The sequence below is a fragment of the Hymenobacter antarcticus genome (assembly GCF_039539545.1).
In the GTDB taxonomy this organism is placed as follows: domain Bacteria; phylum Bacteroidota; class Bacteroidia; order Cytophagales; family Hymenobacteraceae; genus Hymenobacter; species Hymenobacter antarcticus.
This window is the reverse complement of sequence record NZ_BAABDI010000012.1, coordinates 77,737-89,947: the sequence shown is the minus strand read 5'-3', so window position 1 is coordinate 89,947 and position 12,211 is coordinate 77,737. Positions and strand designations below refer to the sequence as shown.

The window sequence follows — 12,211 nt, the reverse complement described above, 5'->3', positions numbered from 1 at the left end:
TAGCAAGCGTCCCGGCCGCGCAGGTTGCGAATCATCCCGGCGCGGCGCGAAATTCCTCATTACTGTCCGTTTTCATGCCCCCTTCTTCGACGGTGGATGTGCCCTCACGCGCCTCTGCTACCGCTGCCCGGCCCAGCGACTCAGTTGCCGGAATTAGTGTTCCCTATACCTTGCCCGACCTCGTGTGCTTTGCGCACCTGCATTGGGATTTTGTGTGGCAGCGGCCCCAGCATTTGCTGTCGCGCTTTGCCCGGCATGGCCGGGTATTCTACGTCGAAGATGCCTTTTATCACGACGATAACCTGGTTGAGCCGCATATCGAAATAAAGGAGCGACAGCATGGCCTGAAGGTGGTGGTGGTGCATCTGCCCCACCGGCTGCGTGCCGACGAGGTGGCCGCCGACCAGGCCCAGTTCGAAATACTAAGCCATTATTTCAACGAACAGGGCGTTAGCCGGTATATTTTCTGGTACTACACGCCGATGGCGCTGGGCAAGTCGCGCCAGTTTCACCCCGACCTGACCGTATACGACTGCATGGACGAGCTGGCGAATTTCAAATTCGCGCCGCCCGAGCTCAAAAGCCGTGAGCAGGAGCTGTTCCAGAAAGCCGACCTCGTATTCACGGGTGGTCAAACGCTGTACGAGGCCAAGCGCGAGCAGCACCCCGATGCCCACGCCTTTCCCAGCAGCATCGACAAGGCCCACTTCGGCCAGGCCCGCGGCCCGCTGCCCGAGCCCGTCGACCAGGTGGGCATCGCGCACCCGCGCATCGGCTTTTTTGGCGTGGTAGATGAGCGCCTGGATATCGAATTGCTGCGCGACTTAGCCCAGCAGCACCCGGAGTGGCAGTTTGTCATTATCGGGCCGGTGGTAAAGATTGACCCGGCCAACCTGCCCCGCCCGGCCAACGTGCACTACCTCGGCGGCAAGGATTACCAGGAACTTCCGGCCTACCTCAAGGGTTGGGATGTGGCCACGTTGCTATTCGCGGATAACGAAAGCACGAAGTTCATTTCGCCGACCAAAACCCCCGAGTACCTGGCCGCCGGCAACCCGGTAGTGAGCACGCCCATTCGCGATGTGGTGCGGCCCTACGGCGACCTGAACCTCGTGCACATTGCCGATAACGCGGCCGATTTTGGCAAAGCCATCGAAAAGGCCCTGACCCAGCGCACCGATGCCGACTGGCAGCAGCGCACCGACGATTACCTGGCCACTATTTCCTGGGACCAGACCTGGCAGGCCATGGTAGACCTGATGCAGCAGCGCCTGGCCGCCAAAACGCCCGATGCCGCCACTACCACCCAGGCGCACCAGCCGCTGATGGCCACCAAAGTGTCGGAGGTAAACCTGCCGCCCATCACGCCGGCCCACTAAGCCGGCAAGCCCAAGCTTCGTGTTCAATTATCAGTTCCTAATCATTCGATAAGCCTCTTCCTACTTCACTTCCATACCCTACGCACCATGTTCGATTATCTCATCGTTGGGGCCGGTTTTGCCGGCAGCGTGCTGGCCGAGCGGCTGGCAACCCGCAGCAACAAAAAAGTTCTCATCATTGACAAGCGCAGCCACATCGGCGGCAATGCCTACGACCATTACAACGAGGATGGCATTCTGGTACACAAGTACGGTCCGCACATCTTTCATACCAATTCGAAAGACGTATTCGAATACCTCGGTAATTTCACCGACTGGCGGCCCTACGAGCACCGCGTGCTGGCTTCCGTCGATGGGCAGCTCGTACCCATGCCCATTAACCTCGACACCATCAACAAGCTCTACGGCCTGAATCTGACCAGCTTCGAGCTCGATGAGTTCTTTGCCTCCGTGGCCGAGCATATTGATGTCATCAAGACATCCGAAGACGTGGTGGTGAGCAAGGTAGGCCGCGAGCTCTACAACAAATTCTTCAAGAACTACACCAACAAGCAGTGGGGCCTCGACCCTTCGCAGCTCGACAAATCCGTGACTTCGCGCGTTCCCACCCGCACCAACCGCGACGACCGCTACTTCACCGATACCTACCAGGCCATGCCCTTGCATGGCTACACCCGGATGTTTGACAACATGCTCAACCACCCCAACATCAAGGTGATGCTGAATACTGACTACCACGAAATCATGGACTTCATTCCCTTCAAGGAGATGATTTTTACCGGCCCGGTGGATGAGTATTTTGACTTCAAATTTGGCAAGCTACCCTACCGCTCGCTCGAATTCAAACACGAAACACTGAACAAGGAAAAGCACCTCGCTGCCCCCGTAGTGAACTATCCCAACGATAACATTTACACGCGCATCACCGAGTTCAAGGCCCTCACCGGTCAGGAACACCCCAAAACGGCCGTCGTGTACGAGTACCCCAAAGCCGAAGGCGACCCGTACTACCCCATTCCGATGTCCGCAAACGCCGAGCTGTACAACAAGTACAAGAAGCTGGCCGATGAGACGCCCAACGTGCATTTCGTAGGCCGTTTGGCCACCTACAAGTATTACAATATGGACCAGGTGGTAGCCCAGGCCCTGACGCTGTATAAAAAACTGACGGAGAAAGAAAACGCCGCCAAGCCCGTGCGGCCCGTCATTTCGGGTAGCACCGCGCTGGTGGAGAAGCTGGTGAGCCGCTCGCCGCAGCCGGAATAGAACGTCATGCTGAGCGAAGCCGAAGCATCTCGCGTGTGGTAGTAATCCAATCGATTAAGTCACTATTGCATGCGAGATGCTTCGGCTAGGCTCAGCATGACGTTCTTTAAATAACTGCGTTACCGCACAACAAAGCTCCGCCAAATTGGCGGAGCTTTTTGTTTTGGGACGGTTTTAGCGGAACGCTCCGTAAATTTGGGGTGCGCCCCGGCGCTAATCGTTAATAAAACTACCTGATGTTTGAATTCCTAGGCAAGACCGTCGCCAAAATATTTGGCTCCAAGTCGGAGCGCGATTTGAAAGAAATCGTGCCCTACGTGGCGCTGATTAATGCCGAGTATGCCAAACTGGCCGGCTTGACCGACGACCAGCTGCGCGCCCAGACCGATGCCGTGCGCGCCCGCATTGCCGAGCACCTCGCCGTCCTCGACGGGCAGATTGGCGGCCTGCACCAGCAGATTGACACCCAGCCCCAACTGGACGTGGCCCAGAAAGAGGTGTTGTTCGAGCAAATTGACGCGCTGGAAAAGCAGCGCAACAAGGACCTCGAAGCCGTGCTGCTGGAAGTGCTGCCCGTGGCCTTCGCCATTGTGAAGGAAACGGCCCGCCGCTACAAGGAAAACGGCCAGCTGGTGGTAACTGCCACCGAGTACGACCGCGAGTACGCCAGCCGCAAAGCCAACGTAAGCATCCAGGGCGACCAGGCCGTGTGGGCCAACAAATGGCTGGCCGGCGGGGCCGAAATCACCTGGGACATGGTACACTACGACGTGCAGTTAATCGGCGGCGTGGTGCTGCACCAGGGCAAAATCTCAGAAATGGCCACGGGTGAGGGTAAAACGCTGGTTTCGACTTTGCCCTCGTTCCTGAACGCGCTTTCCAAGCGCGGGGTACACTTGGTGACGGTGAACGACTACCTGGCCAAGCGTGACTCCGAATGGAACGCGCCGCTGTTCGAGTTCCACGGCATCACGGTGGACTGCATTGACAAGCACCAGCCCAACACGCCGGAACGCCGCGCCGCTTACCAGGCCGACATCACCTACGGCACCAACAACGAATTCGGCTTCGATTACCTGCGCGACAACATGGCCCGCGACCCCGAGGAGCTGGTGCAGCGCAAGCACCACTTCGCCATGGTCGACGAAGTGGACTCCGTGCTAATTGACGATGCGCGGACGCCGCTCATCATCTCCGGCCCGGTGCCACGCGGCGATGTGCACGAGTTCTACCAGCTCAAGCCGCGCATTCAGCGCCTGGTGGACGAGCAGAAAAAGGTGGTGCAAGCCTACCTCGTGGAAGCCCGCAAGCAGATTGCGGCCGGCAAAACCGGCGTGGAGGAAGGCGACAAGAATGGTGAGGGCGGCCTCATGCTGTTCCGCGCCCATCGCGGCCTGCCCAAGAGCAAGCCGCTCATCAAATTCCTGAGCGAAAGCGGCAACCGCGCGGTGCTGCTGGCCACCGAAAACCACTACCTGGCCGACAACTCGCGCCAGATGCCCAAGGCCGACCTGCCGCTGTTCTTCACGATTGATGAGAAGAACAACCAGATTGAGCTGACCGAGAAAGGCATCGATTTGATTACGGCCCAGGGCGAAGACCCGCAGCTGTTCATCATGCCCGACATCGGCATGGCCATTGCCGATATTGAGAAGAACGCCACGCTTTCGGCCGAAGAGAAGCTGCATCAGAAGGACAAGCTGATGAGCGACTACAACGAGAAAAGCGAGCGGGTCCACACCGTGAACCAGCTGCTGAAGGCCTACACGCTGTTCGAGAAGGATGACCAGTACATCCTGACCGACGACGGCAAGGTGAAAATCGTGGACGAGCAAACCGGCCGCGTCATGGAAGGCCGCCGCTATTCCGACGGCCTGCACCAGGCCATCGAAGCCAAGGAAAACGTGCGCGTGGAAGACGCCACCCAGACCTACGCCACGGTGACTTTGCAGAACTACTTCCGCATGTACCACAAGCTGTGCGGCATGACCGGCACGGCCGAAACCGAAGCCGGCGAGTTCTGGGAAATCTACAAGCTCGACGTGGTGGTGATTCCCACCAACCGGGTGATTTCGCGCAAAGACAGCGATGACCAGGTGTACAAAACGGTGCGTGAGAAATACAACGCCGTGGCCCTGGAAATCCAGAAACTGGTGGAAGCCGGCCGCCCCGTGCTGGTGGGTACTACGTCGGTGGAAATCTCGGAACTGATGTCGCGGATGTTGAAATTGCGTGGCATTCCGCACCAGGTACTGAACGCCAAGCAGAACCAGCGCGAGGCCGAGATTGTGGCCGGCGCGGGCTTCCCTGGCACCGTCACCATTGCCACCAACATGGCCGGCCGGGGTACCGACATCAAGCTGCGCGAAACTTCCAAGGAGTCGGGTGGCCTGGCCATCATCGGCACCGAGCGCCACGAAAGCCGCCGCGTCGACCGCCAGCTGCGGGGCCGCGCCGGCCGCCAGGGCGACCCCGGCACCTCGCAGTTCTTCGTGAGCCTGGAGGACAACCTGATGCGCCTGTTCGGCTCCGACCGGATTGCGAAGCTGATGGACCGCATGGGCATGGAAGAAGGCGAGGTGATTCAGCACTCGATGATTACCAACTCCATCGAGCGGGCTCAAAAGAAGGTGGAAGAGAACAACTTTGGCACGCGCAAGCGCCTGCTGGAGTACGACGACGTGATGAATGCCCAGCGCGAAGTGGTGTACAAGCGCCGCCGCAACGCCCTGCACGGCGACCGCATGGAAGTCGATATCCTCAACATGATTTACGACGTGAGCGAGGATATTTCCGCCGGTCACAAAATCACGGGGGATTTCGAGGATTTCAAGCTGGCCGTTATCCGGGTGTTTGGCTACGACACGCATTTGTCGGCGCAGGATTTGAACTTGCAGGTGCCCGCCCTCACGCAGAAGCTCTACGAAGAGGCCCTGGGCTATTTCCAGAGCAAGAACGAGCACATCGCCTCGAACTCACTGCCGCTGGTGAATGACCTGCTCAGCCAGAATGCGCCCTACGAGAACATCGCCGTGCCCTTCACCGATGGCAAGAAGCAGGTGCAGGCCATTGCTAACCTGCGCCGCGCCCAGGCCACCGGCGGCCACGACATCCTTCGCCAGATGGAGAAAGTGGTGGTGCTCAGCGTAATCGACACGGCTTGGACCCAGCACCTTCGCCAGATGGACGACCTGAAGCAGGTGGTGCAAAACGCAGTATACGAGCAGAAAGACCCGCTTTTGGTGTATAAGTTCGAGTCGTTTGAGCTCTTCAAGCGCATGATTGGCAAGGTGAACGAGGAGACAACGGCCTTCCTGTTCCACGCCGACGTGCCGGTGAACACCAGCATGGTGGGCACCAACGACGAGCCCGACTATTACCTCGAAGACGAGGAGCCCGCGCCCCGCCTCACCGTGGAGCACGAGAGCAACCTCGACTCATTGGGTGCTGGCCCCGAAGATTTCGGCCCCGACTACCAATCGCCTCAGGTAGCGGAGAAGCAGGTGCCCGTGCGCAGCCAGAAAGTGGCCAACCGCAACGAGAAAGTGAACGTGCAGTACATGGACGGCCGCGTGCTGCGCGACGTGAAATACAAAACCGTGGAGCAGGACCTGCTGGAAAACCGCTGCGTGCTGGTGGACTAGTTAATCCCACTTCTGAAAATGAAAAAGGCGGCCTTCCCATCGGGGAGGCCGCCTTTTTTGTGCGGGTAGCGCTATCGCCAGAGCTTGCTGTTCTGGTCCATAATGTCGGCCACGAACTCGGCCAGCTCGCGGTAGGCGACGGGCTGAGCCTGCTTGATAGCCCGCAGCAGGCGAATCAGCTGCGGGTTGTCTTCGGCATCTTCGTCTTTCATTACTTCGATGAAAGCCGGCAGGGTGAGAGGGAGACCGAAATGGGCCAGGTTGAGCCCGGCGGCCTGAGCAGCCTCGAAAATCCAGGTATCACAGGCGGGCTCCAGCACGATGAGGTAGTGGTTGGGGTGCGCCGGGTGCTGATGGATGCGGTAGTGGCAATCGGGACCGGAGCGAGCAGCTACGGGCCGGGAGCCGGCGAAGGGTCGCAGGTAATGTACATCGGCGAACTTTTTATCCTTATCGACCATGCCTACCACGAAGCGCGCCCCGCCCGATTCGGCTTGCTGGCGCAGCACGTTGGCTACTTTCGAGATGCCATGCTGGTGGTTGATGAAGGTGAGGCGGTCGGACAGCAGGGTGCGGGTGAAGGGCGGTATCGACGTGGCACTCGGGCACGAACAGAACGTTTTCAGGCATTGTGGGCCGCGCCGGTCGTGAACCGCTTCATGTTGTAGAACACGTCGATGCTATCGTTGCGAATGCTGCGGATTTCCTCGTCGCTGAGCTGATGCACCTTGGTTTGGTGGTCCTCGTAGTAGGCCGCGAACATGGCCAGCTCGCCGGCCTGCGCGTCGTCGGTCAGCATGGTTTCCAGTATCTCGGTGACGAGGTAGGGGCTGTGCGTGTCGATGAAAAACTGATTGTTGCGGCTCTCCACAATGCGCCGGCCCAGCTTCGACACATACACCGGGAAGGAGTGGGCCTCGGGCTCTTCGAACAGCAGCACGGCATCGTCGTTGCTCTCGATGGCAGCCAGGTAGAAGATGATGCGTTGGAGGGTATCGGCTACGCTGGAATAGGGGTAGGAGTAAATAACGCCGTCCTGGTCTTTGACGATTTCAATGCGCCGCTCATCCATGCGAAGCTGAAGCTTCTGGCCATATCGCTCGAACATCTGGGCTATTTCCTGGCGGAGCCGGGGGTGTGTTTGAATTATTTCGAGGAGGTTGCTACCATTGGGCGGCGTAAGGGAGTGGTGGCCGGAATCTTGGCTAATCGGTGCGTTTTTGTGGAATCCGTAAGATTTTGGTGGCACAGCTACCGGTAAGTCATATCCAAAATCATAAAGCTCAGCTTTGCTATTAGCTGCGTCACCGAATGAAGTATGAGCAAGGGTTGAAACTGAAAACCCATCGTGCATTTCCGCTTTTATTTGCTCAAGTGGGATTTTAGGTAAGACAGTTGCGTGGCCTGCCAGCGTGGTTCTATTGCTGGTAGTAGGAGGAAAGCCAGTTAATAATTCGCTGTAAAGCTCCTTGTTACACAGTAGGTACTCGAACTTCTTAGACTTCTTTTCAAACAGCAAAACCGCCACATCCTTATCCGTCTCCACCTTAATCGTATTTCCCACCAGATTGTCATAAAACAGCTGCCGCGGCTCCTCGTAGCGAATGAAGCTGCCCATGAACTTCTCGGTCTGCTCGTAGGTAATGCCGCCCAGCAGTGTCATGGCTTCCAGCAGGTTCGATTTGCCCACGTTGGGCTCGCCGATAATCAGGTTCACGCGGCGGGGGAGGAGCGTGACATCCTTGATGGACTTGAAGTTCTGGATGCGCAGGAACTTGATGTCGTTTTCCATGGTGGGCGGGAGTTTATTCAAAAGTACGGGCAAGAGGGACTTCTTAAATACCGGCGATTTCAAAGCAAACTAAGGAACCTGAAAAAACAAAAAGGCCCGCTGCACACGCAGCGGGCCTTTTTGTGGGCTGAGAGTGGCGGGCACTTACGCCTTTTTCGGCAGCTTCGCGGCCTGAGGCGAGTCGTCCACGGTGAAGCCGTAGTCGCCCATTTCGCGCAGGCGGGCTTTGCCCAGGTTGCCTTGCAGGGCCTTGGAAGCGCGCTGCACGAAGGGCAGAGCCTCGGCCACCACGGCATCGCGCTGCTCGTAGAGCTTTTCGAGCTGCAATTGCAGCTTTTTGGCTTCTTCATGCGCGGCCAGGGCAGCGGGCACTTTCGCGGCCACGGCCTGAAGCTCGGTGGCCAGGTCGCCGGCGATGAGCGAGTCCTTGCCTTTTTTAGTGATGCCGGTGCCAACGGCAGCCGTGAGGGTGAGAACTCCCAGGGCATCTTTGGCACCGGGGATGGGAATGCGGGCTTGCGCCATAAACTGTAGGTGGCCGGAGGAAGTAAATCCGGTAGGAGCCAAATATACTGGGCCGGGCCAAATGCTTGGCATGCACGGCCAATGAACTGGCGACGGCCCCCAAATCCTGATAATTCCCCGCCAAGTGTTTGGTGAGATTCGCCAAACGTTTAGAGAGCCACGCCAACGGTTTGGTAACCCACGCCAGTTAGTTGGCGCCCCATGCCAAAGATTTGGCGAGGGGTCCCAAGCATTCGGAGCGGCGACCCAGACTGCTGGCGGCTTCCGGCTTCCGGCTATCAGGTAGTCCTTAGCGCTGGGGCGGGCGGTGCTCGTGGTCCTGGCTTTCGGTCAGCCAGATGCGGGCGGCGGCTTCGTCGTGGAAGAAGTAGGGGTAAAACTCGTGCGCGGCCTGCTGGCGCAGTAGGGTTTCGGTGCCAATACTTTCGATTTCGGCCCGGTGGCTCTCGTCGGCCACGCAAGCAATGAACACCGGTGAGCCCAGCACCGACACTACCTGCTGGGCCAGCAAGGACCCCAGCCACTCCAGCAGCAGGGACGAAAAATCCTGCTGGCTGCGCATGTCCAGCAGCCAGAACCGGCAGCGGTTGTGGTGCTGGGCAACGGTCAGCAGCTCTTCCTGCGGGGGGAGCAGGCTGCGGTCGGTTATGTCGCGCAGCCAGCGGCCCACCAGCAGGTTGGGCGCGGGCTCGTAGGTGAGGGCAAATACGTCGGAGAGAATGTTGTTCATGGGGAGAAGGGCAGAGATGCGCCAAGGTACGCCCGGACCAGGGCACTCATCGCCGGCCTAAGCAATTTACGGCCCAAATGGTTCAGCGTCGCGCCGCGCCGGCGGGCCGCCGTACCGCTACCCCCGCCGTACCTTTGCGCCATGAACCTTGCCGCCCACATCGACCACACCCTGCTGCGCCCCGATGCCACCGAGGCGCAGATTATCCAGCTCTGCGGCGAAGCCGCCGCCCACGGCTTTGCCACGGTGTGCGTGCCGCCCTGCTACGTAGCCCTGGCCACCGCCAGGCTGGAGGGCACGGGCGTGGGCATCTGCACGGTGATTGGCTTTCCGCTGGGCTATTCTGCGGCCAGCGTCAAGTTTAAGGAAGCGGAGGTGGCGCTGTATGATGGCGCCACGGAGCTGGATATGGTTATCAACATCTCGGCCTTGAAGTCGGGCAAGGCCGACGCTATTCAGGCCGAAATCCTCGACCTGGCCGATTTGTGCCACGTTCATCAGTCCCTGCTCAAGGTCATCATCGAAACCGCCCTGCTCACCGAGACGGAGATTGAGTTGGCCTGCCGGTTGTGCGTGGGTGGCGAGGCCGATTTCGTGAAAACCTCCACCGGCTTTGCCAGCCGCGGGGCCTCGGTGGCCGATGTGGAGCTGATGCGCCGCTCGCTGCCCGCCGGGGTTCGCATCAAGGCGGCCGGCGGCATCCGCACGCGCGAAGAGGCCCTGGCCCTGCTGGCCGCCGGGGCCGACCGCATCGGTTCCTCCAATAGTCTGGCTATGCTTGCTGAAACCGATGAAACAACGACTGCTTAAGATGCTGCTGGTTTTCCCGCTGCTTGCCCTGGCTGCCTGCGCCGGCACGGCATCCCAGGCCCCGCGCGCTACCGCCCCGCCCGATACGACGCTGCGCAAGCCCCCGGCCGCGGTCGCTCCCGCCCCCATGCCCGCCGAGGACGTAGCGAAGTACCGCGCCGTATTCCCGGGCCCAAAGCCTGGCCCCACCACTACGGCGGCGCTCCCCAAAACCACCGTCACGCCTACCAACCAGGTAAATACCCCGGTCGAGCAGCGCCTGCGCGACCAGGCCTACACCAACCAGAACGTGAAGTATGCCCAGGGCTACCGTATTCTGGTGTACCTCGGGCTGGAGCGCGACCAGGTAATGGCCGTCCGGCGCAACATCATCGGGCGCTACCCCGACGAAACCGACTACATCACCTTCAAATCTCCGGTTTACCGCCTTTACATTGGTGATTACCTGACCAAGCTGGACGCCGCCCGGGGCCTGGCCCGCCTGCGCGGCCTCACGCCCAAGCTGGAGCTGGAAGCCACGCAGGTGCTGCTGAATAAGAATCCGTAAGGGAGGATTGAATAACAACTCCCCTCCTCAGATGAGGAGGGGATGTTCGAGCCAACGGCTCGGACGGGGGTGGTTGAATCGTTGAACGATGAGCGAACGACCCCGAACGATTATTTTCGAATACCCCGGACGGCCGCCGTTCGGGTCTCGTTCGAAGCCCCAACCACCCCAGCCGCCGCTTCGCGCCGGCATCCCCTCCTTTGCAAGGAGGGGAGTTGACCGTTCAATGTTATGTCCGACCTGATTCCCCAGATTCACCTTCTTGCCGCGCAGCACGCGGCCGATACCGTGGCCCTGCGCCGTCACCTGCACGCCCATCCGGAGCTGTCGTTTGCGGAAACCGGCACGGCCGCTTTCGTCACGCGGGAGCTGGAGAAGCTGGGCCTGCACCCCCGGCCCATCGCCAACACCGGCGTGGTGGCCCTGATTGAGGGCCAGCCCGGTGGCCCCACCATTGCCCTGCGGGCCGATATGGACGCGCTGCCCATCACGGAAGCCAACGACGTGGCCTACAAATCGACCAACCCCGGCGTGATGCACGCTTGTGGGCACGACGTGCACACGGCTTCACTGCTGGGCGCGGCCCGCATCCTCAATGAGTTGAAGGGCGAGTTTCAGGGCACCGTGAAGCTGATGTTTCAGCCGGGGGAGGAGCGGCTGCCGGGCGGCGCTTCGCTGATGATAAAGGAGGGCGTGCTGGAAAACCCGGCCGTGGGCAGCGTGCTGGGGCAGCACGTATTTCCGCATTTGCCGGCCGGGAAAATCGGGGTGCGGGCCGGGCGCTACATGGCCAGCACCGACGAGCTTTACCTCACCATCAAGGGCAAGGGCGGGCACGGGGCCATGCCCGAAATGAACCTCGACCCCGTGCTGGTGGCGGCCCACATCATCGTGGCCGCGCAGCAGATTGTGAGCCGTCGCGCCAACCCTAAGATTCCGTCGGTGCTGAGCTTCGGCAAGGTCATCGCCAATGGCGCGACCAACGTTATTCCCAACGAAGTGTACATCGAAGGCACTTTCCGGACGCTGAACGAGGAGTGGCGCAACGAGGCCCACCAGCACCTGCGCCGCCTCTGCGAGGGCCTGGCCGAGAGCATGGGCGCGGTGTGCGAGCTCGAAATCCGCCGCGGCTATCCTTACCTCGAAAACGAGCCCGCCCTCACCGCCCGCGTGAAGGCCGCCGCCGAAGCCTACCTCGGCCCCGAAAACGTGGTGGAACTGGACCAGTGGATGGCCGCCGAGGATTTCGCCTACTTCTCGCAGGCGGGCCCGGCCTGCTTCTACCGCCTGGGTACCCGGCACGAAGACGGCCGCTTTGCCTCCTCGGTTCACACACCCACCTTTGATATTGATGAGCAGGCCTTATCCACCGGGCCCGGCCTGATGGCCTGGCTGGCCATTCAGGAATTAGCCGCTCGCGGCTAAAAAACAGAACGTGTACCCCGAATTTCCAATTCGGCCGGGTGAACGATACGCGGATGACTCGTCCGCCCGGCCGAATTGGAAATTCGGGGTACA

Annotated in this window: 10 protein-coding genes; 6 read left to right on the top strand and 4 right to left on the bottom strand. The window is 60.0% G+C overall.

Annotation, left to right across the window (positions count from 1 at the left end):
• Positions 1 to 74: 74 nt before the first annotated feature.
• The 3 genes from ABD819_RS10480 (at position 75) to secA (ending at position 6,289) form a co-directional block, all read left to right on the top strand.
• Complete coding sequence (locus ABD819_RS10480; protein ID WP_345123912.1) at positions 75 to 1,379, top strand: glycosyltransferase family 1 protein; 1,305 nt, start codon at positions 75 to 77, stop codon at positions 1,377 to 1,379.
• An 87-nt stretch (positions 1,380 to 1,466) separates the two neighbouring features.
• On the top strand, positions 1,467 to 2,645 hold the full coding sequence (gene glf / locus ABD819_RS10475) for a UDP-galactopyranose mutase (RefSeq protein WP_345123910.1): 1,179 nt from the start codon (positions 1,467 to 1,469) through the stop codon (positions 2,643 to 2,645).
• 236 nt (positions 2,646 to 2,881) lie between these two features.
• Positions 2,882 to 6,289 (top strand): preprotein translocase subunit SecA, encoded by a 3,408-nt coding sequence (gene secA / locus ABD819_RS10470; RefSeq protein ID WP_345123907.1) that lies wholly within the window; start codon positions 2,882 to 2,884, stop codon positions 6,287 to 6,289.
• A gap of 71 nt (positions 6,290 to 6,360) precedes the next feature.
• Here secA and ABD819_RS10465 read toward each other — a convergent pair whose 3' ends face one another.
• From ABD819_RS10465 to ABD819_RS10450, 4 genes are all read right to left on the bottom strand, one after another.
• Positions 6,361 to 6,798 carry a hypothetical protein gene (locus ABD819_RS10465; RefSeq protein ID WP_345123902.1) on the bottom strand — a complete coding sequence of 146 codons (438 nt, stop codon included), beginning with the start codon at positions 6,796 to 6,798 and terminating at the stop codon, positions 6,361 to 6,363.
• A gap of 113 nt (positions 6,799 to 6,911) precedes the next feature.
• Positions 6,912 to 8,102 carry an AAA family ATPase gene (locus ABD819_RS10460; protein WP_345123900.1) on the bottom strand — a complete coding sequence of 397 codons (1,191 nt, stop codon included), beginning with the start codon at positions 8,100 to 8,102 and terminating at the stop codon, positions 6,912 to 6,914.
• Positions 8,103 to 8,225: 123 nt separating this feature from the next.
• Positions 8,226 to 8,606: a hypothetical protein gene (locus ABD819_RS10455; RefSeq protein ID WP_345123898.1), complete on the bottom strand. Its 381-nt coding sequence runs from the start codon at positions 8,604 to 8,606 to the stop codon at positions 8,226 to 8,228.
• Between the two features lie 289 nt (positions 8,607 to 8,895).
• On the bottom strand, positions 8,896 to 9,336 hold the full coding sequence (locus ABD819_RS10450) for a hypothetical protein (protein WP_345123895.1): 441 nt from the start codon (positions 9,334 to 9,336) through the stop codon (positions 8,896 to 8,898).
• A gap of 141 nt (positions 9,337 to 9,477) precedes the next feature.
• Here ABD819_RS10450 and deoC point away from each other — a divergent pair, with 141 nt between their 5' ends.
• The 3 genes from deoC to ABD819_RS10435 all read left to right on the top strand — a co-directional run bounded on the left by deoC (position 9,478) and on the right by ABD819_RS10435 (position 12,118).
• A complete protein-coding gene (deoC, locus tag ABD819_RS10445; RefSeq protein ID WP_345123893.1) occupies positions 9,478 to 10,146 on the top strand; it encodes a deoxyribose-phosphate aldolase in 669 nt (222 codons plus the stop codon).
• Positions 10,127 to 10,693: a hypothetical protein gene (locus ABD819_RS10440; protein ID WP_345123891.1), complete on the top strand. Its 567-nt coding sequence runs from the start codon at positions 10,127 to 10,129 to the stop codon at positions 10,691 to 10,693. The genes deoC and ABD819_RS10440 overlap by 20 nt, the downstream gene beginning before the upstream one ends.
• A gap of 231 nt (positions 10,694 to 10,924) precedes the next feature.
• A complete protein-coding gene (locus ABD819_RS10435; protein ID WP_345123889.1) occupies positions 10,925 to 12,118 on the top strand; it encodes a M20 metallopeptidase family protein in 1,194 nt (397 codons plus the stop codon).
• Positions 12,119 to 12,211 lie beyond the last annotated feature (93 nt).